Raw genomic sequence first — 23,404 nt, 5'->3', positions numbered from 1 at the left:
GTCTAGGCGTCAAGTTCTTGGCGCAGACCTATTTCTTCTATGCCATCTCCGATGGGGAGAAAAGGGAGTATACCAACGAAGATCAGACTCCCGGATACGGGATTCAATCTATTCCAAGTCCGAAGATGATCTCGTATCGGCAAGTCTTCGTGAACGGTGTTCTGCAGCCTCGAACGTTATACCATATACGGGAAGGAGCTTTAACTTTAACTTCAGAGGATGTTCCAGAAAAAGGGGTCCCCATCATTGTCCAAAGCGTCCGTATTTATAGATAGCCATTGGGAATTAGGGAAGGGGGTGAAATTATGGCAGCGTCTCTGATTAAACTTTTTGTGACCGCCACAGCTTCCGCACCAACAGCTAGTGGAACTGAGGTTGAAACAACGGTGGATCCTGCTGTTACAAGATATAGTGCAGTTCTTACAGCAGGTATGATTACGACAGATACAACGATTCCAGCAGCAAGCTTTTTAGATGATAACGGAAATGCGATAACAGACCTTCCAGCTCCTCCGACAGACGGTTATTTCAACGTGTATGTCAACGGTGTGCTGCAAATGGCGGGATTGTCCACTCTAACAACAGCATCCCTGGTTTTAGCTACAACAGCAACTACAGCTGGTACGCCGGTCATTCTCGAAGTCTCCGATTTCTCCAATACAACATCTGACGTTACGGTTGAACCGACGATTACTGCACCTGTTATTACAGTTACCGTGTAATACGGAAAACATCCCTCTAGCTTAGGCTAGCAGGGATGTTTTTTTTTGTTGTACCTGATGTGATCTATTAGTCGTATTGAAGAAGAAATTAGAAATTGGCGATTACAATTCATAAAAGTAAATATATAGAAGTTATTTGCTTGACAAAAGAAGTGTATGAAGGGTATAGTACACTTAGTGTATGAGTCAATTAATACACACACTATAATTATCCATATTTACTAAGGAAGTACATAGGAGATGGGTAGATGAACATTACGTTTAACAATCGCGATCCGGTTTATCTGCAGGTTGTCCGGCATTTTAAAGAAGAAATGGCAACAGGCAAGTTGGCTGCAGGCCAGGAAATTCCATCTAGACGCGAACTTGCAGGTTTGCTCCAAATTAATCCCAATACGGTACAGAGGGCGTATAAAGAAATGGAGGAGCAACATTTGATAACAACCGCGGGTAATTCCCCTAGTCGGATAACGACGGACAAGCAGGTTTTAAATTCGATTCGTCAAGAGCTTATTCAGGAGGCTGTGGAGGTCTTTATACAATCCATCAAAAAGATTGAACTCCCCACGGATGACCTGCTTCGATTTGTCAAAGAGAAGTACGAAGCAGAGCGAGCAAGGGAGGTTAAAGAATGATAGAAGTCGATCAAATTGTTAAGAAATATGGGAGAAAAAATGTGCTGGATGAGGTCTCTTTCACAGCGGAAAAGGGAGAAATCACTTGTCTTATTGGCATTAACGGCGTCGGCAAATCGACAATCATGAAGGCTATTATGGGTCTGACTCCCGTAGGACGTGGCCGAATTCGAATTGACGGCCAGCCCGTTAACAAGATGGCGTATGAGAAAGTTGTGTTTATTCCTGATACGTTGACGATGCCTTCCTCTATGAAAATAGGAGATGCCATGCAGTTTATGCAGGACTTCTATGAGAACTGGAATGAGAAGCGGGCACAGGATCTGCTAGCTTTTTTTAAATTGAAAAAGGAAGACCGGCTGGGCAGATTGTCCAAGGGGAATTCGGCGAAAGCAAACTTATTGCTCGGACTCTCCTTGGACGCTGATTACCTGCTCATGGACGAACCTTTCTCGGGGATTGATATGTTCAGCCGTGAGCAGATCGCGGCTGTGTTCACCAGCCATCTGATTGAAGACCGAGGAGTTCTGATAACGACGCATGAAATCCACGATATTGAACATCTGATTGACAAAGTTGTGCTGCTTGAACAAGGCCGGGTGTTGAAACAATTTTATGCGGAGGAAATGCGGTCCAAGGAAGGGAAATCCGTCGTAGATGTTATGAGGGAGGTGTATTTGGCATGAGCAACTTTGGAAAATTGCTGAACTGGGAGATTGCCCGTTTTAGCAAATTTTATGGCGCATTGTTCGTTATTACCTTGCTTTTGCAATTATTGGACGTTTGGTTATATACGCATGATTATATGAAAAATGCCGAAAGAGCGATGGAAAGCCAATCAATGACTGCCGTCCAATATGTCCAGAATTATAGCAAGGCCAGCTTGAATGGATATGATAATATCCTATTTGATTGGTCTATTAGTCTATGCGGTGTGACGCTTCTCCTCTATATTTTTCTGATTTGGTATAAGGAATGGATTGGGAGAAGCACGTTTGCTTACAGGCTGCTTATGCTGCCAACTTCGAGAATGAATGTCTACTTGGCTAAGTTGTGCTCCATTGTCTTGTTTGTTTGGGGGCTTGTTGCTTACCAATTCCTACTGTTGTACGTTCGGATTACGGCTTTCAAGGCGTTCCTTCCAAGTGAATTCAGACAAGACGTGACAGTCTCGGAAATCATTCGGCACCATCCTATACTCAAAATCTTGCTTCCTTCGTATTTCATGGAATTTGCTCTGTACTACGGAGCAGGTGTGGTGAGTGTAATCATATTGTTCACAGCCGTTTTACTCGAACGCAGTTTTCGTTTCAAAGGGATTGCAGCGGGTATCCTCTATACCGGCGCGGCAGTGTTTCTCATCATATTGCCTGAAATGATCTCAGAAGTATGGGTCCCGGATTTCTTTTTCCCAAGCGAGCTTGTTCAGCTGGAACTGGTGATGGGGATCCTTGTCACAGCCCTTTCATTATGGTTCAGTTCCTATTTGTTGCGTAAAAAAGTAACCGTTTAAGGAGGCGCCCCGGACAATGAAACGTTATTGGATACTTGTAGTCCTTATTCCATTTGTTGTTTTAACGATTAGTATATATTATGCCACTGCGTCTGAAGTCGATAAACCCGATTATTATCTCAAAACATTGGGAGGACGCGAAGAGGAAGTTTCTCATTTAACGGTTAGAGGACAATATACGTCTGAGCCAATCGCCATACGTCCAGCGGGGAGCGAGTATCCGAACGATAAGAATTCTTTCTGGGAGAGGCTGGATTCAACCTATTTTTACCAAGATGAATTGCAGGAATTATTCAAGGAATATCGCTCTTTTATGAGAGGGAAAAAGAACCTCAGTGCTTTATATGTGGATGAAAAGCTGATTGCATATGCGCAATATGACTTTCGATTTAAAAAGAATGAGATCCAGTCGGATATGATTGACATCTCTGTGATGGAGAAAGCAAAGAAGAGCAGTCTATCCTTTCAGGTGAAACTGCCTAAAGAAAAGAATGAATACATCAATGTTTTGGATGTCTATGTGAAAGATCAGAGCATGAAGCTGTTGGTTAATCAATATCAAAAGACTAGCAAATATTCGCAGCCTGAAGACGCTAAATACGTTATTTATACCGTGGATCTTGATAAAAAAAGCATAGAAGGGAAGCAGTTGATTGCGACTGGTGTATCTCAGGATCATACGTCGCAGACAACGACCGCACTTATATCATTTGATATGATGAAGATGAACCGTTATTTGCTTTTCGATCGAACCTCCTATGCATTGAATGCGAAGAAAGATATCTTGAATCGGGAGCTTCTGTACTACGATATTTGGAACGGCCAAATGACAACTGTTCAAAACGAGGTCGTCGGTGATCTGCTCATGAATGGAAAACCCGAAGAACTTAGAATTGATTATTCTGGCGACGATTTGTATTTTACTCCCATGAACATCTATGATCAATCGCGGGTTGTTCATTATAATTTGGCGGAAAAGAAGCTGCAGAGCGACGTAAAAATCAATTTGAAGGATTGGATGCAAGACGAGCTGCACGTTCAAATGAAACGGTTTGCCGATAACCGGCTTTATATGAATTATTACGGAAGGAAAAGTCCCGGTGTGGCTGTAGTTGATTTAGATACAGGCAGGATCGTCTATCAAGGCGAGGTTGCACGTAAAGACGGGTTGGATTTAAACAATTTAATGATCAATAGTATAACTGTAAAGTAGTAAAACCCCTTGATCTTACGAAGGTCAGGGGGTTTTTTAATGGTGAGGGTGCCTGCCCGGCACACCTTCAAGAATCAACTTGCTCATCTTTTTCCGAGTCAGATCCGTAGGGGCGGACCTTCGGCAATCGTCCCACCCGCTGCATTGATTCTCGAAGCAAATACTCAATATGGCTGTTAACGCTCCGGAACTCATCCTCCGCCCAGCGCTCCAAAGCTTCATAGAGCTTGGGATCGAGTCGGAGCGCGAAGTTTTTCTTAGGAGCCATAGCGGTGTCCGTTTAGTATAGCGAACCGGTATTAATGACCGGATTCGCTGAGCGGTCCGATACAATGGCTACAAGCAAATTGTTGATCATGGCCGCCTTCCTCTCTTCATCGAGCTGCAAGCCTTCGGCTTCGAGGCGGGCGATGGCCATCTGAACCATGCCGACAGCTCCGTCAACGATCGTTTGGCGGGCGGATAAAATAGCTGAAGCTTGCTGACGCTGAAGCATGGCGCTTGCAATTTCGGTTGAGTAAGCAAGGTGAGTGAGACGAGATTCCATGACCTCGACACCTGCAACCGAGAGACGATGCTGAAGCTCAAGGCTAAGCTCAGCGGCTACTTCATCGGCATTCCCCCGGAGCGAATAGCCTTCGCTGTCGAATCGGTCGTAAGGATATTTACTTGCTACATGGCGAAGCGCCGTTTCACTTTGAATTTCGACGAACTTCTCATAGCTATCTACATCAAATAGCGCTTTGTACGTATCAACGACTTTGAACACGACGACGGCAGCGATTTCGATCGGATTGCCCTCGATATCATTGACTTTCAACTTGACGCTGTTAAAATTGCGAACCCGCAAGGAAATTTTCTTGCGATTTGAAAATGGAACAATGAGCCACAAGCCGCTCTTCCGGATCGTACCTAGATAGCTCCCGAAGAACGTGACGACGGAAGCTTCGTTCGGCTGTACGGCTGTAATGGTCGAAACGAAGATAACGCCAAGTATGATTAAAATGACACCCGGCAAGATACGTTCCTGTGTCAGGAGTAAAACCCCTAATCCTCCGCCAATAATAAATAACAAAATGCCAAGAAATCCATTAATGGACCAAGCTTGTTTTTCCTTCATGTAATCAACATCCTTTCAAGTTGGAGTAGCCATTTCATTTGAATATCTATTTGATATAATTATGATATCACTTTTTACTAATAATGTAAATACGCGCGAAGAGGAAGATGCTGTCATTCGTAAATCTTGACACGCTTTTTGGGGCATGCTATAAGTTAATAAATTCCTAAGCAGTGAGGTGCTCATCATGTTGAAAATTTCCAATGAACAAGCTTTTCAAGAACAAATTTCACAACCGGTATTAACGATCGCTGTATTTAAAGCTACTTGGTGCAAAGACTGCCACTTTATTGAGCCATTCATGCCGGCTGTAGAAGAAGCTTATAAGGGACGGATTACTTTCGTTGAACTGGATCGCGACGAAGTGCCGGATTTGTGCGAGCAGCTGAACATTCTCGGTATTCCAAGCTTTATCGCTTTCCGCGATGGCAAAGAGCTTGTTCGTTTCGTAAGCAAGTTGCGTAAAACGCGTGAAGAAATTGAGCAGTTCCTTGATCGGGCTCTCGAGGTATCAGGTGCTCTTGCCCCATAAATAGAAGGAAGAGAAACGGCTCTTTTCAGAGTCGTTTTTTTAGATATGGCGTGAAAATCACAACTTCGCCATGAGTTTGGCCGAATAGCGGTGGTTTCGGAGCTTTGTAACAATTGCGAATGGATTTGCCAACTTTTTAAAGATATAATTGAAAACGAACCAAACGAATATTCGACAAGATCCACAGAAGTCACGACGTAAAAGTAGGTGCAATCATGCAAAAACTGATTCAAAGGCTAGCGAATTTGTCCGCTATCGGCATGTTTCTCATTCTTGCAATGGGGGCCTTGGTTACAAAGGCTGACGCAGGCAGAGGCTGCGGAGACGAGTGGCCGCTATGTCATGGGAAATTCGTCCCGGCGCATACGATATCATCGTTTATCGAATACAGTCATCGACTGGTTGTCGGTATCGTGACGCTAATCCTGATTGCCACATTCATCTTAGTGTTTCGTTATGTCAAACGGAAAGATGCGAAATACTTCATCACTGGAACCGTTGTAATGACGTTGGTACAAGCCGTAATGGGCGCACTCGCCGTCGTTTGGCCGCAATCTTCACTCGTACTGGCGCTTCATTTTGGCTTATCCCTCCTGGCGTTTGCGTTTTCACTGCTGCTTGCGCTTGTATTCACACCATGGGGCCAATTTCAAAGAGATACAGCCATTCGCAGTTCCTTTAAGGCGATCGTATGGATAACGACGATCTATAGCTATATTGTTGTTTACTTGGGTGCTTTCGTTCGTCATACGGTATCATCAGGCGGATGTTCGGGCTGGCCACTGTGCAATGGGCAAGTCATCCCTGAGCTTAGTGGTGCGACGGGCATCGTTTTTACTCACCGGATTGCGGCTTTACTGCTGTTCCTGTGCATTCTCTTTCTTTACTTTCAGGCAAAACGTTACTACCAGAGCTCAGACAAATTGCGCTTTGGCAGCAAATGGGCACTCATTCTAGTATCCCTGCAAGTTATCAGCGGAGCTGTCGTCACTTGGTCGATGGGGAATGAACTCGCTTATTTGCTAACTGGCATGGTGCATGCGGTAATCGTTGCCGGTATGTTTGGATTTTTATGTTATTTATGCGTGCTTACGCTATATGATCGCAAAGCATAAGGCCCTGACAGGGCTGACTTCTGGCAATAGGACAGAACGGTTTTGTGGGAGAAGAGGCCTTCTTACTATAGAGAGGGCTATTTCTTTTTATTTATGCCCATACTTACTTCTATTGTTGTTCATCCATAAAGCTTACTAAAAAAGGGGGTGTACCCATGCTGCGAGCATTATTCCATGAACCAGAGCGGGTAGACAGCGGGCTCCTGCTGGAGGCCGGCAATGCAGTAAGAGTGTTTATTGAGCATCTGGAATCGAAGGAACATCACCACACGGCCTCAGACTACCCGAAATACCATCGGCAAGCGATCTGGAGTAAAGGGTTCATTGATGCATTAGACGAGCTTGAGCAGAGCAAATACTGCTGTGAGCGTTACGCTGAACATATCAATAAAATGTTTCTCGAGGATATGAACGCGCAAGAGATGGAAGCCTATCGCCTTTTCGTTTATTTTTTCAAAAATGCCTTCATTCGGCTGTTTTCCATTTTGGACAAATTGGGTACATTCATGAATGATTTATTCGAGCTCAAGACGGAGGTGCTGAAAGCGCGGTATTCGTACTTTACGGTATTGCGCAGGATGCATGAGAAGAAAATTCACGGGGCGCTAGAAGTTCAGCTGTATACGCTCAAAATGGATTATAAATCTCCGCTCGATCGGCTGCGCAATCAACGCAATATGGAGATTCACTATATTAATGCCGAAATGCTGGATGATCTGATGCAAAAGGAGCCGTATCCGGGGGATCGGATTCATGTCGAAAATGTAAAATCAAATGTCGCGGATCTTCAGCAGGGATTTGATATGGTTTGCCGAACCTTAACTATAGCATTCTCTTATATTACGGCTAGTATTGCAAAGGGGTAAGAGGACCATGGAATTAAGAGGCCGAACGGTTCTTATTACAGGCAGTGCGAAAGGACTCGGCAAAATGACCGCCATCACCATGGCTAGACAAGGGTGTCAGGTGGCTGTCAATTATGTGAATAGTGAAAGGGAAGCCGCTGAGCTTGTCCATCACTTGCAAGATTATGGTGTTCGTAGTATGGCCGTCCAAGGCGATGTCGCTAAGCGGGAAGACATTACACGCATGGTGGAACAAACAACGTCACAGCTGGGCCCGATCGATATTCTCGTGAATAATGCGGGGCCTTTTTTCCGGGAACGGCGATTTTTTGCTGATTATGGTGTCGATGAAATTGAATATTTAATGCGCGGCAATTTGCTTGGCGTCATGGAACTTGATCAATTGGTTTTGCCGATGATGAGGGAGAAGCGGTGGGGGCGGATTATCCATTTTGGATTTGGACGAGCCGCTGAAGCCAGAGGCTGGACACATCGCGCTGTCTACGCGGCAGCGAAGGTTGGTTTAGTCTCCTTCACGAAGACATTGGCCGAAGAAGAAGCCAGCCACGGGATTACCGTGAATATGATTTGCCCAGGCGACATTCGCGGGAAAAATAAAGAGCGCACGATGCAGGAGGCCCGTCTGGAGGTCGACGGCGAAACGCCGGTAGGAAGACCGGGGACTGGCGAAGATGTGGCCAGAGTCATCGAATTCTTATGTTTGCCGGCTTCTGATTTCATCACAGGCAACATCATGGATATATCTGGAGGACTCGACCCGATCCAGCCGCTGCCGGTGCTTAATCAACGCAAATAATCTAGCAAAAAGAGCTTACCATAGTGGTAAGCTCTTTCTTATGATATAGTCGTTATTAGAACACTTGCACGACTTCAGTTATACCTTCAACTTCTTCAACAAGTGCGCGTTCGATACCGGCTTTCAACGTAATGGTTGAACTCGGGCAGCTTCCACAAGCACCCATCAGTTTCAGCTTCACAACACCGTCTTCTACGTCAACGAGATCCACGTCGCCGCCATCGCGTTGTAGAAAAGGACGAAGTTTATCTAAAACCTCAAGGACTTCATCATAAATAGCTTCTTTTGTTTTTTCAGACATTTGATTCATCTCCTTTCTTTTAATATTATATTACAATAATGATTAAATGAAAATGGTTTTCAACTTGAATATATCGACATAAGGTGGAATTTTTATTATGAGACCAATCATAGAGTTTTGCGCCAGCAACATGCACAACGGAACAGAGAAAGTTATGAAAGCACTAGAACAAAATCCCGACTATGATGTCATCGAATACGGTTGTCTTGGTAATTGCGGACAGTGCTACATGGAGCCCTATGCGCTATTGAACGGCGAAATCATTGCCGCAGAGAACGCAGATCAACTTCACGAACTCATTCTTGCTAAGATCAAAGAGATTGAAGCGATGTACGATCTGCTAAGCGATTGAGCCTGAACTTACCCGAAGTGGCGTTTCGATTTCCAGAGAACGCCACTTTTTAGCATACGGGCGATTTTGCCTGTCATTAGTGTGCGTTTACCCATGATACCGAACCCGGCTTTTTTACCGAGTGAACCTAATGTACCTCTGAGTTTGATTTCACCCAGCCGCGGCGTTTCACCTTTCCAAATGGCCTGCATCACTTCAGCAATCTGTTTCCCTTGCGCTTGCGCAGCTTGCGCGCTTGGCGAGAATGGCAGGGAAGCGCAGTCGCCGACAACATACACGTCTTTATGATCTGGAATTTGGTGATACTCATTTAACATAATACGTCCTTGACGGTCTTTGGGTACGTTCAGGGCTTCAACAATTGGATTCGGTTGAATGCCTGCTGTCCAAATGGTCGCATCTGTTTGAATGATTTCATCCCCGTTGTACAATTCTCCGCCATCCAGACGGCATAACGAAACATTCGGGCGAAGCTCGATGTGATGCTGCGTCATCCATTCCCGCACATATTGCTGCAGGTTGCTCGGGAAAGCGGACAGCAGACTTGGACCGCGGTCGATGAGTCGAATGTTGAGATCCGACCGGCTTTCTCTTAACTCCGCAGCCATCTCCACACCGCTTAAACCGCCGCCGATAATGGAAACTTGTCCATAAGGCGCGATGTTATTGATGCGTTGGTACGTAGCGCGTGTTTGCGCCAGCGTTTGAATGCTGGAGGAGAACTCTTTGGCACCCGTGATGCCATGATAGCTATCTACACAGCCTAGACCAATTACAAGCCAATCATACGTAACAGGTTCTCTATCTTCGAAAAGAATTTCCTTTTTCTCCAAATCCACCGAGGACACTTCTCCGTAAGTCAGCAATAGACGAGGATCATCCGGATAAGCTACTCGAATATGTGTTTCTGCAATTGTCCCTGAAGCAAGTGCGTAATATTCCGTTTTGAGCCCTTGGAAAGGACTCCGATCGATCATTTCCAGTATGGTATCTTCCGGCAAGTCTTTCTCCAGCATGTTCAAGGCTATGGTCAGACCGCCATAACCTCCTCCGAGAATCACAAATTTTTTCATAACACTCCGTATCCCTTCTTGACTATTCTCTCTTCTCTAGTATGACTAATACACTTTGATTTCATTATAAAAGGTATCGCGTTCAACGGCTGTACGTCCAGCGCCTTGAATCAACCAAACAAGCTCGTCCCGTGTAAGTCCTTCAGGGGATAGCGCGCCAGCTGCGTGTGAAATCTTCTCTTTCACGATCGTGCCATGAGCATCAGAAGCACCGAATGTGAAGGAAAGCTGAGTCAATTTCGTACCAATATTAATGAAGTAAGCTTTGATATGAGGGAAATTATCCAGCATTAAACGGCTGATCGCGATAGTTTTCAGCTCGTCCCAAGCAGGTACGCGTCTTTTGAGGCCCGCGTTTTTGCTGGCTGGTTGGATGGAGTTCGGAATGAAAACCAAGAAACCGTTCGTTTCGTCTTGTAGTTCGCGTAAAAGCATCATATGGCGAATGCGTTCTTCTTTCGTCTCAATCGATCCGTATAGCATCGTGGCGTGAGTTTTCATGCCAAGCAAGTGGGCATTACGATGAACGTCGAGCCATTCTTCGGAAGAAGCTTTTTCAACCTTCATTTTGGACCGGTAGCGCTCCGTTAGAATCTCGGCACCGCCACCTGGCAGTGTGGATAGGCCTGCATCCATCAACGTTTTCAAGACATCGCGATAGCTTAAGCCGCTAATCCGTGAGAAAAATTCAATTTCTGCCGCGGTATGCGCCTTAATGGTTACATCAGGGTAGGCATTTTTCAATTGGCGAATGCAATCAACGTAATAGTCGAAAGGCAAATGAGGATTATGCCCTTGGCTAATATGGAACTCTCTGATTTCCGGGTTATAATGCTCTGCTACGTACTCCAACATTTGGCTTGGCGTAAGCGTGTATGAACCTTCTTCGCCCTCATCGCGGCGGAAATGGCAAAAAGCACAATGCTCCTCACACACATTCGTGAAATACAAACTCATATTTTGTACAAAATAAACCTTGTTTCCGTTCAATCGTGTGTTTACTTTGTTTGCCATTTGGCCAATGCTCAGAAGATCGTCCGATTCATACAAAAATAATCCATCCTCCAAGGATAGACGTTGACCGTGTTCAACTTTGTCGGCAATTTCCGCCATCCGTTTGATCGGGTCTGTGGTGATTACACTCATCTTCATTCCTCCTATGAAATCAAAATAAAGCACATAAAGAATCGACGCATCCATCTGCAGATGATTTCATGCGCCTTAGCGGTGTGAGTGGCTCGCCTACCTGTCAGCCAGTTCGGTTCAGGAATTCACACATATAGGGAGCTTTGAGTCAGCTCAAAGTCTCTCTAAGTTTTCAATAAACGTACAAACTTTCCTAATCATTATAAACCTCCCTGTGGGAGGGGGCAATATGATGAACATGGACATAAATTGACAATCTAGGAAATCTACAAATTTTGCTATCAAAATTCATAAAAGGTTATTCCCAATATTAACAAATTCCTGTATACTATTGCAATGTGATTACGTAGGGTTAAAAGGTGATTATATCGTGCCAACATATTTCGTGACCGAACTGCAGGAACGATTAGATATAGCAATCGAACAGCTTCGAGACCAAATGGTGGCTTTAGGCACTGAGCATGGTTTCTTGCATCCTGAAGTGCAACAGTGTAGTCGAGAATTGGATCAGTTGATCTTGCAATATTATGCGATACAACGCAAGCAGTAAGGCTTTGGGAACTTTGCTAGACATGTATGCGCACCTGCCCTTGAGCAATGCACGGAATAGGAGTATACTTGATAGTAAGCATTACGAAACTTATGGATAATGCCAGTTTCCCACGATGGGAAACATCAAGGAGGGATTTCCGTTATGATTAACATTAGCGAATCTGCGAGTGATAAAATTAAAGAACTTTTGGCTTCGGAAGAATCACCGAACCTGTTCTTGCGACTAGGCGTCAAAGCCGGCGGTTGCAGCGGGTATTCTTACGGTATGGGCTTCGACGATGATCAAAAGGCTGACGATAAAGAATTTACCATTCACGGCGTGAAAGTGGTTGTGGATGAAGAAAGCGCCAAATATTTGTACGGCGTCCAAATCGACTTTGAAGACAAGGGCATGGGCGGCGGTTTCACCATCAATAATCCGAATGCGGTAGCTTCCTGCGGTTGCGGATCTTCCTTCAAACCGGCGGATTATGAAGGAACACCTGAGCCTTGCGATGACAAGGTTGAGGCTTAATTAATTAAGATGAGAGCGGCTTATAGCTGCTCTTTTTTTTGCCCATTTTTGGACAAGCAATGAAAGAATTAATCTTATTTTCATAAAACTTCGTTAGAGAAGGAGTATAATTGAAGAAAGTTCACAATCTTGACGAATTTAGATGGGAGTGATTTTGGTGAAACTGTTTAGAAACTTTTTGCAAGGATTTTTATATGCGTTTATCTCCATTGGCGCTCTTCCGTTCTTATTGGTCAAAATTATCCTCGAATCATTTTCCGGCTAATGGATAGAAGCGTTGAGTCTTCTTTTATAATAGGTAAGAAGCAGCGGATCATCTTGCTGCTTCTTTTTTTGATTTTACGGTGCCACACCATAAGGAACAGGGAGTGGGAACTCTGAGCTTCTCTAGCGCAGCCACCAAACCCCCGCGCACTCCGGAAGCTGTATCCACCCTTCTTTAACAACTTGCTGGGCCAGCTCATCACCAAAGAAAAAACGACTCAGCCGCTCCGCCTCCTCCAAGCTGTCAAATTGATAATCCGTCCGAATCCAAGTGTGGGACATCCCGAATTCGTTTTTAAGTAAATCATAGTAAGCACGCAGAAAACTCGGGGGACTAGGAACAGTCGAACCCGTTCCGAAATTCTCGAAAATAATGGCACATCCACCATGGCGCAGCACTCGCTTTATTTCCGCCATCACCTGGCGGATGTTTTCTTGCCAACTTGGAATGTCAGAGCTCCCTAAATAACAGATACTCCAGCCTGATACGATTAAATCGTAGCTATTGTCAGGGACAGGGAGGGTCCGATGGTCAGCCGCCTGAATGCTCCAGTTGTGCAAGCCGGCTTCTTGAAGACTATGGGCCGTTACTTGCAACATGGCTTCAGATGCATCGACGGCCAAAATGGATTTGGCTTTAGGGGCAAGTACACGGGTCAATCTGCCAGATCCAGCCCCTAGATCTAAGATGTCTAGTCCTTCAACGGGGTGGATGCTTTCGATTACCTCTAAGAGACTCGGCTGCTTAGAAATGAGCAGATCGTAAGTTTCTGCTTCTAGTTTGTAAATTTCATCATGGTTAGGCATAGTTCAAAATCCTCCTTAAATTACGATACAAGTCCATCGTAAGGATTGACGTAAGGAGAAGGTCAACTATTTATTTAGCGGATTGGAACGGCATAAACCATGGTGAGCAGCTCATTCAGCTGTTTATGCTTCGTGATATACCCGTTTTCGTCAAACCAGCTGAGCAGCGTAGAGCTCGTGGCGTAATATGCATTCAGAATCAGCTGGATGTCATCCGTTCTGCCTTGGCGCTCTAAATCAGCTATATACTGTGCTTTTTGATCATCGTTTTCAAACATTAAATCCGTGATGCATATTCGACCGTGGGGTTTCAATACGCGGCGCATTTCGCCTAGAGCCAGTATTTTTTGTTCGTCGGAAATATGGTGCAGGGCAAAGCTGGTTACAATGAAATCAAATTGTCCATCCAGATATGGAATAGCAAGAAAGTTCCCCAGCTTAAGTTCCATCTGAGGATGCTTGCGCCCACAGAGCTTCAGCATTTCCTTGGATTGATCAATCCCGGCGATAGGAATTCCCTTATCCAGAAACTTGCCTGCTAAATTTCCCGTCCCTGTTCCAATATCAAGTCCCCGTTCACCCGCCTTGGGAGCAACCCAATTGATTGTAGTTTGCAGAGCTTTCTCATAATCCTTATATTCTCTATCATTATTAACTACATTGTTGTCATGGGTTAAGGCTTGATGGTCGAAATTCCATTTGTCATTCCAATTTTTTCTGGTTTCTCTCAATCGTTTGGACCCTTCCGCCAACAAGAAAATATCATCTAATGGAAGCGTTTGTTGATATTTTAAAAGATCGATCATTGTATCCGTCGTTTCAATAATTTGTTTGAGCTCCAGCCACTGAGAAAAAATGATGGACCGCTGCATTTCCAAATAATACTGAAGTTGTTCGGTATCATCGTCGCCGGCCAGAGGTAACGCTTTTTTAATATCCTCAATCGTCATCCCGGCTTCTCTCAGCGAAATGATCGTTTGTAACCGCCATACTTCCTTTTCCGTAAATCTTCTATATAAATTGTGTTTTTGCTTGTGGGGAGAAATCAGCCCTTTTTGTTCATAAAAGCGAATGGTTCTTGGAGAAATGTTAAGCTTCTCTGCTAATTCTTTGATTTGCATATTCAATCAGCCCTCCTTTCCTTACTAAACCTTAACCTAAGGGAAAAGTAAAGTGGGACGGAGACGGAGTCCTCATAAGGGGAACCTTTTGCTCACGGAAGAATAGAATAGATTGAAAGAGTACTAGCTTGAACTAGGAAAAGGGGGTGAGTGCATGGTAACTAGACAAGCATTTATCGAGCTGATTGCTCCGATTGCTGTAGAACTTCGTTTGGATCATTCACCGATCTTCCCATCTGTTCGTATTGCACAGGCGATTCTGGAGACGGGTGGAAATGTGAATGCGTGGAACAACTTGGTAGGTTATAAGGTTGGCAGCGGTGCGCTTACACCTTATTGGACAGGAGACAGAGTATCGGCCTTGACTTGGGAGATGGTAAACGGTGTGCGTTACGATAATGTGCCTAGTGATTTCCGCGCGTATCCATCGATCGAATTCTGCTTTCGCGATCAAGATCTGCTCTTCCAGCTGCCCCGATATGTGAATGTAAGGAACGCCAAAAGTCCAGGAGAACAAACACAAGCCTTGCAGAACAGCGGTTACGCCACAGATCTCGCTTACGCAAGTAAGCTGAATAATTTGATACAAGCAAATGGATTAACGAGATATGATGAGGAGGTTGTGAAAATGTTAGAACAGCTGCAGGCACAAATTGCTGCCTTACAGACCAGAGTAAGCGCATTAGAAGGACAAGCGGAGCTAAAAGAAGTGCCCGAATGGGCCAAAGCTGCGGTTGATGCGGCGGTTAAAGCGAGCCTTATTGATACTCCGAAAAACGGAAGTTATGACTTTTACCGCTTGTTGACGGTGCTTCATCGCAAAGGGATTATCTAACATAGCCGAAAAAAAGAGCCGCAAGTGACGGGGAATCATTCCTAGTACACGATGCGGCTTTTAATTTTTACGTTCTCGCCATATTTAGCTTTCATAAGCTTTGTTTGATCTAGCATATACGTGTAGATTTCTTTCAAGCGGTTCTTTTTGGGCTTAATCGTTTCCTTGATTTCACCATTCAGTACAATATCGTAGACGATCATGTCTATCACTCCTTTGATTAACTTTCTAATCGTATTATAAACAATGAATATTAACGGGCGATTAAAATTTCTTTTCAAATTTGTGAACTTCGTTAAGGAAATATTAAGTATTACACGGAATTCCACAAAATAAGTGATCAATTTTTTTTATCGGTATGCGCATAGTCTAGCATGTGTATAACTTTATACACAATATCCCCCAAGCAATCATACCGTTTAGGGGGGATATCAACAATTTACCCACAGGATATACACAATTTTCTGTGGATAATGGAACAGTTGTTCTATTTTTAACCCCATGATAATATAATTACAAATTATAGAATAAAGGTGATTTCAGTGAGACAAATTAGCGACGAAACATTGATCGACTCTTATTACAAAGCACTGGATTTGAGATTAGAATCAGATTTTGTTGATCTATTGCTCGCCGAAATCCAGAGACGGAACTTGAAGCTGCAAGTTTACATCAAGGATGAAGCTCCGCTCAACTAATGGCTTAACAGATACATATCTAAGAGAGTTGATGCTCATAGATTCGGTATCTGAATGGTTAAACTGTGCATACAATCGGGGCAATTGAGCAAATGAAGGCATTCACCACCATGACCCGACAACGTGCCGTCCGAATCGGACATCGAGTACACATCAATCTCCCGATAAGGGGAGTAGGGACCAAGGTAGTCGCTTAGTCTGCCGCCATCACACATGGCATGTGAGCACACGGGGCAGTCGGTGGTTAATTCCTGCAGGCCATTGCAAACCGGACATATAGATGACAAAGGGGTATTCCTCCTAATCCGAAGATTAGGTATAGAATACCCCTTTTTATGTAGAAAGATGATGATTTAAAATTTCAAATTGGAGCTGTGTCCTGGTGAAAGCTTAGCAGTCGGGTCGATATAAACTTTGGCATTATTAATCGCCGTAGGTGCTTCGCCGAAGCCAACAGCAATCAATTTCAATTTGCCCGGATATGTCGTGATATCCCCTGCAGCAAAGATACCTGGAATGTTCGTCTCCATTCTGGAGTCAACAACGATCGAGCCGTTCTCAATGTTAAGTCCCCACTCAGCAATCGGTCCGAGGGAAGATACGAATCCGAAGTTAACGATAACAGCATCCACATCATGCACAGTTTCTTCGCCCGATTTGATATCTTTGAGCGTAACTTGCTCAATGCGGTCGCTGCCTTGAAGTTTCGTAATTTCTGTAGGCGTTACGATGTTTACTTTGGAGTTCATCAGGTTCTCAACACTGTGCTCGTGTGCGCGGAATTTATCGCGACGGTGAATCAGCGTCACTTTCTCAGCAATCGGCTCCAACATAAGCGCCCAGTCTACCGCGGAATCGCCGCCGCCGCTGATCAACACTTTTTGGCCGGCAAATGCGTTCAAATCGCTTACGAAATAGTGTAAGTTCTTTTTCTCGTATTGTGCGGCTTCCGGAAGTTCCAAGCGACGCGGTTCGAATGCGCCAACTCCGCCTGTGATAATAACGGCGCGGCTAGTGTGCGTACCTTTGTCCGTTGTGATTTCGAAAAGACGCTCTTCTTTTTTAACAACTTGATGTACTTTCTCTTCTAGGCAAACATCTATAGGAAAGTGTTTCATTTGAGCTAGTAAGTTATTGACTAAATCTTGCGCCGTTACTTTCGGGAATCCGGCTACGTCATAAATGTACTTCTCAGGGTAAAGCGCGGCAAGCTGTCCACCTAGTTGCGGCATGCTTTCAATAATTTTCACGGACGCATGGCGCATTCCAGCGTAGAAGGATGCGAACATCCCGGCAGGTCCACCACCGATGACAATAATATCAACGATGTCTTGATTAGTTTCTTTCTCGATCATTGTTAAACTCCTCCGATTCATTTCCTTTGATGTGCCATTATTCTCAGAATTGCAAGAATTGCCACAATCATTACTCCATTATAAACGTCTCTTCTAATGAAGGAAACAGAAAAGTGTGAATTCTTTATATAAATCGCTTATAAATATGATAAGTAATGCTTACAATGGTTGGACAGGGCTGAAGCGGCTGTAAGCTTGATTTTAAGCCAAAATAGCACTTGATCTTTACTAATTTAAATTATATTATATCATGAGAATCGGTTTACCATGTTGTGACGAAATTCGTGCTTTTTGATGCATTTTTTGATCATCATAAATCATTGCGTGAGAGAGCAAACTAGAGGCAGTATACGACTTTTGAAACTGTTTGTGTAAATTTTCACAAGATAGAGAAACCATGGGACAATAAAATCGGATATGGAAGTGAGAGAGACATGAGTAGAATACCAAGAATCGTTATTCTAGGAGCCGGTTACGGCGGGATTCTTTCTGCAATTCGATTGCAAAAAGAATTAAATTACAATGAAGCTGATGTAACGCTCGTAAACAAGCATGATTACCATTACATTACCACGCATCTCCATATGCCTGCTGCAGGGACAGATAATCCTGAAAATGCACGCGTGAACATTCTGAAATTGATTGACGAGTTCAAAGTGGATTTCGTGAAATCGACTGTTACTCAAATCCGTCCGCATGAGAAAAAGGTTATTCTCGAAGACGGTACGCTTTCTTACGACTACCTAGTTATCGGTCTTGGCGGCGAAGCTGAAACGTTCGGAATCCCTGGACTTAAAGAATACGCGCTGAATATTCGGAGCATCAACAGTGTTCGCTTCATCCGCGAGCACATTGAGTACCAATTCGCGAAATACAAGCGTGAGCCGGATCGCAAAGATTACCTGACATTCGTTATCGGTGGAGCAGGGTTTACTGGTATTGAATTCATTGGTGAATTGGCAGATCGTATTCCGCAGCTTTGCAAAGAATTCGACGTCGATCCTTCCCTCGTGAAGATTTATAATATTGAAGCTGCTCCAACGGCATTGCCAGGTTTTGACCCTGAGCTGGTTGAGTATGCGATGAAAATTTTAACGGACAAAGGCATCACGTTCAAAATCGGCACAGCGATTAAAGAATGCACTCCGGAAGGCGTTCTGATCGCGGGCGATGAGTTTATCAAGGCTGCAACTGTTGTATGGACGGGCGGTATCCGCGGTAACCATATGCTCGATGAGGCAGGATTTGAAACGATGCGCGGCAGAATTAAAGTTGATGAGTACCTGCGTGCTCCTCAATTCGACAATATCTATGTTGTTGGTGACTGTTCCATCGTCATGAACGATGAAGGCCGACCATACCCTCCAACAGCACAAATCGCGATGCAGCAAGGGGAAGCTGTGGCTCATAACCTGATTGCTTCCATTCGCGGTTCGCAAATGAAAACTTTCAAATTCTCCAACAAAGGGACAGTGGCTTCTTTGGGTAAAGGACAAGCCATCGGGATTGTTGGTTCCCGTAAACTCAAAGGTAATGTAGCAGCCATGATGAAAAAAGTGGTTGATATGAGATACCTCTACATTATCGGCGGAATTCCGCTCGTTATTCGTAAAGGGCGTTTCTAGTCATCATTCGTAAACGGGGGGATCGCTATGCGGCACTGCAGTGTCCAAGTAAGAGGACTTCTTACCCGGGATGAACTGGATCGTTACAATGGACTGATTGAAGTCGGTCATTTTCTGGAGACGGAGAAACGTTACGATCATGTAGCAGTTGTACAAAAGGAAATTGATATTCTCATTCTTCCAGCCATCGAACGGTTGAAAGAAAAGAGTCGGCAGCGTGATCGCGATACCGAGGCGTATCTCGCACGCAAAGCGCAGATGGAAGCCGAACTTGCCGCTGCGCTCCGCGACGACGATGATGAAGATTAATCCATGAAGAAAGCTTGCTCTTAGAGGGCAGGCTTTCTTTTTTACTAGACAAAAAAGAAGGACAGACATGAGGTCCGTCCTTCTATTTATTTTAAACCGTAATGAGTTTAGTAAACTTCTCAGGTGTAAGCAGGTTACCCACGTAGAAATCACCGAATTCACCGAAACGTGCGCTCACTTCGTCAAACCGCATTTCATAAACGAGTTTTTTGAAATGCAGAGGATCGTCGGAGAACAGCGTTACGCCCCACTCCCAATCATCCAGACCAACAGAACCCGTGATGATTTGTTTCACTTTGCCAGCGTATGTACGGCCAATCATGCCATGGCTGCGCATCATCGTTTTGCGATCGTCCGCAGGGAGCATGTACCAGTTGTCATTGCCTTCGCGGCGTTTATTCATCGGATAGAAGCAGATATGCTTCGCTTTAGGCAGCGTTGGTTTCAAGCGCGCTTGAATCTCCGGATCATCCGCAGGATCGACGCCAGGTTTAGCTAAGTAACTGCTTAATTCAACGATAGAAACATAGGAATATACCGGGATTGTAAAAGCGGCGAAGCTGGATTTATTAAAAGCATTTTCCAAATCATTCAGTTCTTCTAACGTTTCGCGTAATTGCATGAATACAAAGTCAGCTTTCTGTCCAACGATGCTATATACGGCAGTGCTGCCTAATTTATCGTTTTCAATTTGCTGCCAATCGGACAAGAATGTATTCAGCTCTTCCGTTGCATGTTTACGCTCTTGCGGGGTTGCGGCATGCCATGCGTTCCAGTCAATCATCCGGAAATCATGGAGCGCATACCAGCCTTCCAGCGTTTGTACGGCTTCACTCATGGGTGTTCCTCCATTCAAGGCTAATATCCCCTACATTGTATCCAATTCATGGGGAAAGGGCAAATGAACAAAGGGTGAAGTGGGAAATGTTCAATTTGTGTACACTTTACCTGTGCGATCTCGTGGATTACAATGAGAAGAAAGCGGAAGATGAGTTTCATAATTAGGGGGATCAGACATTGCTGCAGATGATTATTGCCACTGTCTTAATGATGGTGTTATTTTTTGGAATCGGTTTTATATTGAACATGCTGATGAAGACGACTTGGTTTCCACTCTATGCGTTCATCGCACTGGTGATTGGCGTTGTAATCTACGGGTCAATGGGGTCGGCCTCTTTTTTATCCAGCGGGGAAAGCTTTACGATTGTTGATATCGTTCCGGCTATCGGCGGACTAGTTGGCGCTATTCTTAGTGGATCAGCAATTAAAACACTGCGTGTCAAAGGCTTCAAAATGTTCTAGTGTAATAATAAAAGGCAAAGCGGGCTACGATAAGGTGAAGTTCTTGAACATGACCTGACGGAGGAGACGACTTTGCCTTTTGCCCATTTAAAAGGGACGATTCTGAATTATGAGATTTCAGGAACCGGCACCCCGATTGTGTTTATCCATCCGCCTCTGTTAACTTCAGAGGCTTTCTTTTATCAAAAAAAACAGTTATCCCACCATTTCCAGGTGATTACATTTGATATTCGCGGCCACGGGTCCAGCCAAGCATCGGAACGCCCGCTCAGTATGGAGTTAATAGCACGGGATGTTCGCATGCTGCTCGATGAAATCGGGATTGAAAAGGCTTATCTCTGCGGGTATTCCACAGGCGGGATGGTCCTTCTGGAAGCGCTTTTAGCTTATCCTGAGCGATTCCTTGGAGGAATCGTGGTGAGCGGCATGTCGGAATTGACCGATGTATATAACAAAATCAGGGTATGGATGGCATGTAATATGACCGGCCCGGTTATGCTGATGAATCTGTTGAAAAAAGCCATCACGAACGGAAACGCAGACAATCATGAGACTTATCGCCAGTTGTACGAGAGCGCGAAGAAAGACACGTCCGATGATGTCTGCATGTATTTTAAGCAAACCCTTGCCTACTCCTGTACGCATCGGCTTCGAAATATCAAGCATCCGATTTTGCTAATGTTTGGTAGGAAGGATCGTGCATTTCATCGATATGCCAATTTGCTGCAACAAGGTCTGCCCCATAGCTCGCTCTACTTCCTAAAAGATGCGAAGCATCAAATTCCGATCAAAAACGCAACCAAGATGAATGATCTGATTCGCTTGTGGGTGGAGAGTCTGGAGGATCAGCACACAGAGCGGGCACTGCTCGATTTGGCGATCGCGAGGAAAATGAACCCTGCCATGTACGGAGAAGACACCCGGGCCAGCGAGGAAACCGAAACTTCCCCTGACTGAATCCGGCCTGTGTGAAATAAGTCTCATAAGGGGATGTCCACAGGTCTTATTCAAACCTGGAGACACCCCCATTTTCCTTTTATTCAAAATGTTCCAGAACAATTTTGCCTATCGTATGGCCTTCCTCAAGCATGGCATGGGCCTTGCGAAGGTTTGCTGCATCGATTGGCGCTAATCGCTGAGTCACTGTGGTGCTTAGTAGTCCGGTTTCGACTAGTTTGGCTACTTCATTAAGCAAATTGTGCTGTTCGATCATGTCGGATGTTTGAAACATCGCGCGTGTGAACATGAACTCCCAAGCGAACGTGGCGCTCTTATTTTTCAGGAGATTCATATTTAGTGTTTGACTAGTTTCTACAATGGAACAGATTTTCCCTTGCGGGGCGATTGCGTCCGCCATATTCTGCCAATGCTCAGCCGTGCTGTTTAAGCAGAAAATATAGTCAACATCAGTTAAGCCAAATGTATTTAATTGAGGTAAAAAAGCATCATAATGGTTGATTATATGATCGGCTCCCAGTTGCTGCACCCATTGCGCGGATTCAGGGCGTGATGCTGTTCCGATGACGGTAAGTCCCGCAAGTTTCGCTAGCTGCGTGGCGATAGAGCCAACTCCTCCGGCAGCGCCAAGGATCAGGACGGTTTTGCCGGCATTATCCTCTTTATTCCGTGATACGCCGAGCCGCTCAAACAGGCCTTCCCAAGCGGTGATGGCTGTTAACGGCAGCGCGGCTGCATCGGCGAAATTCAGCGATTTCGGTTTCCGGCCGGCGATGCGTTCGTCAACGAGATGATACTCGCTGTTGCCGCCAGGGCGTGTTATGCTTCCGGCGTAATAGACCTCATCCCCTGGCTCAAACAACGTACAGTCCGGCCCGGTTTGCTCTACGATACCTGCGACGTCCCATCCCAGAATGCGAGGTGTGTCTTCGGTTTTCTCTTTCGGAGCACGCACTTTCGTATCTACGGGATTTACGGAAATGGCTTTGACCTTGATCAGCAGGTCCTTGCCGATAGGCACCGGTTTCTCGATCTCAACGTTAATAAGGCTTTCAGGATGCTCAATAGGAAGATAACGGAATAGTCCTACGGCTTTCATCGTTTCTTGGGAACTCAATATGCTCATCTCCTATGAATGATAGTTATGATGTTGTCAGTGTAGCCCATTCATTCTAAAATAGGAAGTACGCACATTCGTGTGGTATAGTATCAATTTGTATACTAAGGAGGTGCCAAGGCATTATGCGTGATCGAGAAAGCGGCTATGGCAGCACAGGAGACCGGGAAGGCTGCCCAGTTGAATATACATTGGACGTGATCGGGGGCAAGTGGAAGGGCGTGCTGCTCTATCACATGATCGATGGATCCAAAAGATTCAATGAATTCAAACGAATTTGTCCATCCATTTCACAAAGAATGCTGACTTTGCAGCTGCGTGAGCTGGAGGAGGACGGCATTGTCCATCGTGAGGTGTACCACCAAGTGCCGCCGAAAGTGGAATATTCTTTGACGGAGTTTGGCCAAACCTTGACGCCGATTATTTTGCTAATGAAAGAATGGGGCAAAAAGTATCAACAAAATTCGGAATGTTCCATCGAAAGCTAAGCGGCATGTACAAGGCCAACCCAGCCAGCCGAAAGGTTGGTTTTTTCATTTTAGGTAATATTATCTTTCTCTACTA

At 44.8% G+C, this 23,404-nt stretch carries 32 protein-coding genes; 20 read left to right on the top strand and 12 right to left on the bottom strand.

Features of this window, described 5'->3' with window-relative positions:
* The first annotated feature begins 17 nt into the window (after positions 1–17).
* The 6 genes from AC3WTJ_RS27330 to AC3WTJ_RS27305 all read left to right on the top strand — a co-directional run bounded on the left by AC3WTJ_RS27330 (position 18) and on the right by AC3WTJ_RS27305 (position 4,083).
* Positions 18–275, top strand: a complete 258-nt coding sequence (locus tag AC3WTJ_RS27330; RefSeq protein ID WP_407870961.1) for a DUF4183 domain-containing protein — start codon at positions 18–20, stop codon at positions 273–275.
* A 30-nt stretch (positions 276–305) separates the two neighbouring features.
* Positions 306–722: a DUF4183 domain-containing protein gene (locus AC3WTJ_RS27325; protein WP_492524483.1), complete on the top strand. Its 417-nt coding sequence runs from the start codon at positions 306–308 to the stop codon at positions 720–722.
* Between the two features lie 248 nt (positions 723–970).
* Positions 971–1,357 carry a GntR family transcriptional regulator gene (locus AC3WTJ_RS27320; RefSeq protein WP_127452941.1) on the top strand — a complete coding sequence of 129 codons (387 nt, stop codon included), beginning with the start codon at positions 971–973 and terminating at the stop codon, positions 1,355–1,357.
* Positions 1,354–2,043 (top strand): ATP-binding cassette domain-containing protein, encoded by a 690-nt coding sequence (locus AC3WTJ_RS27315; protein ID WP_492524482.1) that lies wholly within the window; start codon positions 1,354–1,356, stop codon positions 2,041–2,043. The genes AC3WTJ_RS27320 and AC3WTJ_RS27315 overlap by 4 nt, the downstream gene beginning before the upstream one ends.
* Positions 2,040–2,870, top strand: a complete 831-nt coding sequence (locus AC3WTJ_RS27310) for a hypothetical protein (RefSeq protein ID WP_492524481.1) — start codon at positions 2,040–2,042, stop codon at positions 2,868–2,870. Before AC3WTJ_RS27315 ends, AC3WTJ_RS27310 begins: the two co-directional genes overlap by 4 nt.
* A 16-nt stretch (positions 2,871–2,886) precedes the next feature.
* Complete coding sequence (locus AC3WTJ_RS27305) at positions 2,887–4,083, top strand: hypothetical protein (protein ID WP_492524480.1); 1,197 nt, start codon at positions 2,887–2,889, stop codon at positions 4,081–4,083.
* A gap of 67 nt (positions 4,084–4,150) precedes the next feature.
* On the opposite strand, the gene AC3WTJ_RS27300 is transcribed toward AC3WTJ_RS27305, so the two are convergent.
* On the bottom strand, positions 4,151–4,351 hold the full coding sequence (locus tag AC3WTJ_RS27300) for a type II toxin-antitoxin system antitoxin (RefSeq protein WP_492524479.1): 201 nt from the start codon (positions 4,349–4,351) through the stop codon (positions 4,151–4,153).
* 12 nt (positions 4,352–4,363) lie between these two features.
* Positions 4,364–5,203: an SPFH domain-containing protein gene (locus AC3WTJ_RS27295; RefSeq protein ID WP_157319633.1), complete on the bottom strand. Its 840-nt coding sequence runs from the start codon at positions 5,201–5,203 to the stop codon at positions 4,364–4,366.
* 187 nt (positions 5,204–5,390) lie between these two features.
* Between AC3WTJ_RS27295 and AC3WTJ_RS27290 the strand changes: the two genes are divergently transcribed.
* From AC3WTJ_RS27290 to AC3WTJ_RS27275, 4 genes are all read left to right on the top strand, one after another.
* On the top strand, positions 5,391–5,735 hold the full coding sequence (locus AC3WTJ_RS27290; protein ID WP_127452929.1) for a thioredoxin family protein: 345 nt from the start codon (positions 5,391–5,393) through the stop codon (positions 5,733–5,735).
* A 215-nt stretch (positions 5,736–5,950) separates the two neighbouring features.
* Complete coding sequence (locus tag AC3WTJ_RS27285; RefSeq protein WP_157319632.1) at positions 5,951–6,850, top strand: COX15/CtaA family protein; 900 nt, start codon at positions 5,951–5,953, stop codon at positions 6,848–6,850.
* A gap of 155 nt (positions 6,851–7,005) precedes the next feature.
* Positions 7,006–7,716 carry a Cthe_2314 family HEPN domain-containing protein gene (locus tag AC3WTJ_RS27280; protein ID WP_127452925.1) on the top strand — a complete coding sequence of 237 codons (711 nt, stop codon included), beginning with the start codon at positions 7,006–7,008 and terminating at the stop codon, positions 7,714–7,716.
* A 7-nt stretch (positions 7,717–7,723) separates the two neighbouring features.
* On the top strand, positions 7,724–8,512 hold the full coding sequence (locus AC3WTJ_RS27275; RefSeq protein WP_492524478.1) for an SDR family oxidoreductase: 789 nt from the start codon (positions 7,724–7,726) through the stop codon (positions 8,510–8,512).
* 55 nt (positions 8,513–8,567) lie between these two features.
* On the opposite strand, the gene AC3WTJ_RS27270 is transcribed toward AC3WTJ_RS27275, so the two are convergent.
* Entirely contained in the window at positions 8,568–8,813 is a 246-nt protein-coding gene (locus AC3WTJ_RS27270; RefSeq protein WP_127452920.1) for a NifU family protein, read from the bottom strand.
* Positions 8,814–8,910: 97 nt separating this feature from the next.
* On the opposite strand from AC3WTJ_RS27270, the gene AC3WTJ_RS27265 reads away from it, so the two are divergent.
* Positions 8,911–9,165 (top strand): YuzB family protein, encoded by a 255-nt coding sequence (locus AC3WTJ_RS27265; RefSeq protein ID WP_127452918.1) that lies wholly within the window; start codon positions 8,911–8,913, stop codon positions 9,163–9,165.
* Between the two features lie 8 nt (positions 9,166–9,173).
* On the opposite strand, the gene AC3WTJ_RS27260 is transcribed toward AC3WTJ_RS27265, so the two are convergent.
* Positions 9,174–10,238, bottom strand: a complete 1,065-nt coding sequence (locus tag AC3WTJ_RS27260) for an NAD(P)/FAD-dependent oxidoreductase (RefSeq protein ID WP_492524477.1) — start codon at positions 10,236–10,238, stop codon at positions 9,174–9,176.
* 45 nt (positions 10,239–10,283) lie between these two features.
* Positions 10,284–11,384, bottom strand: coding sequence for an aminofutalosine synthase MqnE (gene mqnE / locus AC3WTJ_RS27255; RefSeq protein WP_492524476.1), 1,101 nt, complete (start codon positions 11,382–11,384; stop codon positions 10,284–10,286).
* Between the two features lie 370 nt (positions 11,385–11,754).
* Between mqnE and AC3WTJ_RS27250 the strand changes: the two genes are divergently transcribed.
* Complete coding sequence (locus AC3WTJ_RS27250) at positions 11,755–11,934, top strand: Spo0E family sporulation regulatory protein-aspartic acid phosphatase (protein WP_492524475.1); 180 nt, start codon at positions 11,755–11,757, stop codon at positions 11,932–11,934.
* A 144-nt stretch (positions 11,935–12,078) separates the two neighbouring features.
* Positions 12,079–12,450, top strand: a complete 372-nt coding sequence (locus tag AC3WTJ_RS27245; RefSeq protein ID WP_127452912.1) for a HesB/IscA family protein — start codon at positions 12,079–12,081, stop codon at positions 12,448–12,450.
* Between the two features lie 387 nt (positions 12,451–12,837).
* Here the strand turns inward: AC3WTJ_RS27245 and AC3WTJ_RS27240 are convergent, their stop codons facing one another.
* Complete coding sequence (locus tag AC3WTJ_RS27240; protein WP_492524474.1) at positions 12,838–13,521, bottom strand: class I SAM-dependent methyltransferase; 684 nt, start codon at positions 13,519–13,521, stop codon at positions 12,838–12,840.
* 74 nt (positions 13,522–13,595) lie between these two features.
* A complete protein-coding gene (locus tag AC3WTJ_RS27235; protein ID WP_492524473.1) occupies positions 13,596–14,642 on the bottom strand; it encodes a MerR family transcriptional regulator in 1,047 nt (348 codons plus the stop codon).
* 154 nt (positions 14,643–14,796) lie between these two features.
* Between AC3WTJ_RS27235 and AC3WTJ_RS27230 the strand changes: the two genes are divergently transcribed.
* Positions 14,797–15,477, top strand: coding sequence for a glycoside hydrolase family 73 protein (locus tag AC3WTJ_RS27230; RefSeq protein WP_492524472.1), 681 nt, complete (start codon positions 14,797–14,799; stop codon positions 15,475–15,477).
* Positions 15,478–15,518: 41 nt separating this feature from the next.
* Here the strand turns inward: AC3WTJ_RS27230 and AC3WTJ_RS27225 are convergent, their stop codons facing one another.
* Entirely contained in the window at positions 15,519–15,680 is a 162-nt protein-coding gene (locus AC3WTJ_RS27225) for a mechanosensitive ion channel protein MscL (RefSeq protein ID WP_145666792.1), read from the bottom strand.
* 339 nt (positions 15,681–16,019) lie between these two features.
* On the opposite strand from AC3WTJ_RS27225, the gene AC3WTJ_RS27220 reads away from it, so the two are divergent.
* The gene (locus tag AC3WTJ_RS27220; protein ID WP_127452902.1) at positions 16,020–16,175 is read left to right on the top strand and encodes a sporulation histidine kinase inhibitor Sda; all 156 of its coding nucleotides are present in this window, start codon (positions 16,020–16,022) and stop codon (positions 16,173–16,175) included.
* Positions 16,176–16,210: 35 nt separating this feature from the next.
* Here AC3WTJ_RS27220 and AC3WTJ_RS27215 read toward each other — a convergent pair whose 3' ends face one another.
* Together AC3WTJ_RS27215 and AC3WTJ_RS27210 are read right to left on the bottom strand one after the other, a co-directional pair.
* Positions 16,211–16,462 (bottom strand): hypothetical protein, encoded by a 252-nt coding sequence (locus AC3WTJ_RS27215; RefSeq protein WP_407870973.1) that lies wholly within the window; start codon positions 16,460–16,462, stop codon positions 16,211–16,213.
* A gap of 66 nt (positions 16,463–16,528) precedes the next feature.
* The gene (locus tag AC3WTJ_RS27210; RefSeq protein ID WP_127452898.1) at positions 16,529–17,530 is read right to left on the bottom strand and encodes an NAD(P)/FAD-dependent oxidoreductase; all 1,002 of its coding nucleotides are present in this window, start codon (positions 17,528–17,530) and stop codon (positions 16,529–16,531) included.
* A gap of 434 nt (positions 17,531–17,964) precedes the next feature.
* On the opposite strand from AC3WTJ_RS27210, the gene AC3WTJ_RS27205 reads away from it, so the two are divergent.
* Together AC3WTJ_RS27205 and AC3WTJ_RS27200 are read left to right on the top strand one after the other, a co-directional pair.
* Positions 17,965–19,155: an NAD(P)/FAD-dependent oxidoreductase gene (locus AC3WTJ_RS27205; RefSeq protein WP_157319622.1), complete on the top strand. Its 1,191-nt coding sequence runs from the start codon at positions 17,965–17,967 to the stop codon at positions 19,153–19,155.
* A gap of 27 nt (positions 19,156–19,182) precedes the next feature.
* Positions 19,183–19,464, top strand: a complete 282-nt coding sequence (locus tag AC3WTJ_RS27200) for a hypothetical protein (protein WP_127452894.1) — start codon at positions 19,183–19,185, stop codon at positions 19,462–19,464.
* A gap of 91 nt (positions 19,465–19,555) precedes the next feature.
* Here the strand turns inward: AC3WTJ_RS27200 and hemQ are convergent, their stop codons facing one another.
* Entirely contained in the window at positions 19,556–20,302 is a 747-nt protein-coding gene (hemQ, locus tag AC3WTJ_RS27195) for a hydrogen peroxide-dependent heme synthase (RefSeq protein WP_127452892.1), read from the bottom strand.
* A 179-nt stretch (positions 20,303–20,481) separates the two neighbouring features.
* On the opposite strand from hemQ, the gene AC3WTJ_RS27190 reads away from it, so the two are divergent.
* Entirely contained in the window at positions 20,482–20,766 is a 285-nt protein-coding gene (locus AC3WTJ_RS27190; protein WP_315953257.1) for a YuiB family protein, read from the top strand.
* A gap of 72 nt (positions 20,767–20,838) precedes the next feature.
* Positions 20,839–21,723, top strand: a complete 885-nt coding sequence (locus AC3WTJ_RS27185) for an alpha/beta fold hydrolase (RefSeq protein ID WP_492524471.1) — start codon at positions 20,839–20,841, stop codon at positions 21,721–21,723.
* Between the two features lie 79 nt (positions 21,724–21,802).
* Here AC3WTJ_RS27185 and AC3WTJ_RS27180 read toward each other — a convergent pair whose 3' ends face one another.
* Positions 21,803–22,849 (bottom strand): zinc-binding alcohol dehydrogenase family protein, encoded by a 1,047-nt coding sequence (locus tag AC3WTJ_RS27180; RefSeq protein ID WP_492524470.1) that lies wholly within the window; start codon positions 22,847–22,849, stop codon positions 21,803–21,805.
* A gap of 116 nt (positions 22,850–22,965) precedes the next feature.
* Between AC3WTJ_RS27180 and AC3WTJ_RS27175 the strand changes: the two genes are divergently transcribed.
* Positions 22,966–23,328 carry a winged helix-turn-helix transcriptional regulator gene (locus tag AC3WTJ_RS27175; RefSeq protein WP_157319619.1) on the top strand — a complete coding sequence of 121 codons (363 nt, stop codon included), beginning with the start codon at positions 22,966–22,968 and terminating at the stop codon, positions 23,326–23,328.
* Positions 23,329–23,404 lie beyond the last annotated feature (76 nt).

This window comes from Paenibacillus sp. FW101-FHT12H11 (genome assembly GCF_058790355.1).
This window is presented reverse-complemented; position numbering and strand designations above follow the sequence as displayed.

What these genes read in the sequence shown, in the direction of transcription:
- AC3WTJ_RS27175 (WP_157319619.1), top strand. Translation starts at nt 22,966, where the DNA reads ATGCGTGATCGAGAAAGCGGCTATGGCAGCACAGGAGACCGGGAAGGC.
- AC3WTJ_RS27285 (WP_157319632.1), top strand. Translation starts at nt 5,951, where the DNA reads ATGCAAAAACTGATTCAAAGGCTAGCGAATTTGTCCGCTATCGGCATG.
- AC3WTJ_RS27295 (WP_157319633.1), bottom strand. Translation starts at nt 5,203, where the DNA reads ATGAAGGAAAAACAAGCTTGGTCCATTAATGGATTTCTTGGCATTTTG.
- AC3WTJ_RS27275 (WP_492524478.1), top strand. Translation starts at nt 7,724, where the DNA reads ATGGAATTAAGAGGCCGAACGGTTCTTATTACAGGCAGTGCGAAAGGA.
- AC3WTJ_RS27230 (WP_492524472.1), top strand. Translation starts at nt 14,797, where the DNA reads ATGGTAACTAGACAAGCATTTATCGAGCTGATTGCTCCGATTGCTGTA.
- mqnE (WP_492524476.1), bottom strand. Translation starts at nt 11,384, where the DNA reads ATGAGTGTAATCACCACAGACCCGATCAAACGGATGGCGGAAATTGCC.
- AC3WTJ_RS27310 (WP_492524481.1), top strand. Translation starts at nt 2,040, where the DNA reads ATGAGCAACTTTGGAAAATTGCTGAACTGGGAGATTGCCCGTTTTAGC.
- AC3WTJ_RS27235 (WP_492524473.1), bottom strand. Translation starts at nt 14,642, where the DNA reads ATGCAAATCAAAGAATTAGCAGAGAAGCTTAACATTTCTCCAAGAACC.
- AC3WTJ_RS27205 (WP_157319622.1), top strand. Translation starts at nt 17,965, where the DNA reads ATGAGTAGAATACCAAGAATCGTTATTCTAGGAGCCGGTTACGGCGGG.
- AC3WTJ_RS27320 (WP_127452941.1), top strand. Translation starts at nt 971, where the DNA reads ATGAACATTACGTTTAACAATCGCGATCCGGTTTATCTGCAGGTTGTC.
- AC3WTJ_RS27225 (WP_145666792.1), bottom strand. Translation starts at nt 15,680, where the DNA reads ATGATCGTCTACGATATTGTACTGAATGGTGAAATCAAGGAAACGATT.
- hemQ (WP_127452892.1), bottom strand. Translation starts at nt 20,302, where the DNA reads ATGAGTGAAGCCGTACAAACGCTGGAAGGCTGGTATGCGCTCCATGAT.
- AC3WTJ_RS27325 (WP_492524483.1), top strand. Translation starts at nt 306, where the DNA reads ATGGCAGCGTCTCTGATTAAACTTTTTGTGACCGCCACAGCTTCCGCA.
- AC3WTJ_RS27180 (WP_492524470.1), bottom strand. Translation starts at nt 22,849, where the DNA reads ATGAGCATATTGAGTTCCCAAGAAACGATGAAAGCCGTAGGACTATTC.
- AC3WTJ_RS27315 (WP_492524482.1), top strand. Translation starts at nt 1,354, where the DNA reads ATGATAGAAGTCGATCAAATTGTTAAGAAATATGGGAGAAAAAATGTG.
- AC3WTJ_RS27245 (WP_127452912.1), top strand. Translation starts at nt 12,079, where the DNA reads ATGATTAACATTAGCGAATCTGCGAGTGATAAAATTAAAGAACTTTTG.
- AC3WTJ_RS27240 (WP_492524474.1), bottom strand. Translation starts at nt 13,521, where the DNA reads ATGCCTAACCATGATGAAATTTACAAACTAGAAGCAGAAACTTACGAT.
- AC3WTJ_RS27270 (WP_127452920.1), bottom strand. Translation starts at nt 8,813, where the DNA reads ATGTCTGAAAAAACAAAAGAAGCTATTTATGATGAAGTCCTTGAGGTT.
- AC3WTJ_RS27260 (WP_492524477.1), bottom strand. Translation starts at nt 10,238, where the DNA reads ATGAAAAAATTTGTGATTCTCGGAGGAGGTTATGGCGGTCTGACCATA.
- AC3WTJ_RS27290 (WP_127452929.1), top strand. Translation starts at nt 5,391, where the DNA reads ATGTTGAAAATTTCCAATGAACAAGCTTTTCAAGAACAAATTTCACAA.
- AC3WTJ_RS27200 (WP_127452894.1), top strand. Translation starts at nt 19,183, where the DNA reads ATGCGGCACTGCAGTGTCCAAGTAAGAGGACTTCTTACCCGGGATGAA.
- AC3WTJ_RS27265 (WP_127452918.1), top strand. Translation starts at nt 8,911, where the DNA reads ATGAGACCAATCATAGAGTTTTGCGCCAGCAACATGCACAACGGAACA.
- AC3WTJ_RS27210 (WP_127452898.1), bottom strand. Translation starts at nt 17,530, where the DNA reads ATGATCGAGAAAGAAACTAATCAAGACATCGTTGATATTATTGTCATC.
- AC3WTJ_RS27305 (WP_492524480.1), top strand. Translation starts at nt 2,887, where the DNA reads ATGAAACGTTATTGGATACTTGTAGTCCTTATTCCATTTGTTGTTTTA.
- AC3WTJ_RS27300 (WP_492524479.1), bottom strand. Translation starts at nt 4,351, where the DNA reads ATGGCTCCTAAGAAAAACTTCGCGCTCCGACTCGATCCCAAGCTCTAT.
- AC3WTJ_RS27280 (WP_127452925.1), top strand. Translation starts at nt 7,006, where the DNA reads ATGCTGCGAGCATTATTCCATGAACCAGAGCGGGTAGACAGCGGGCTC.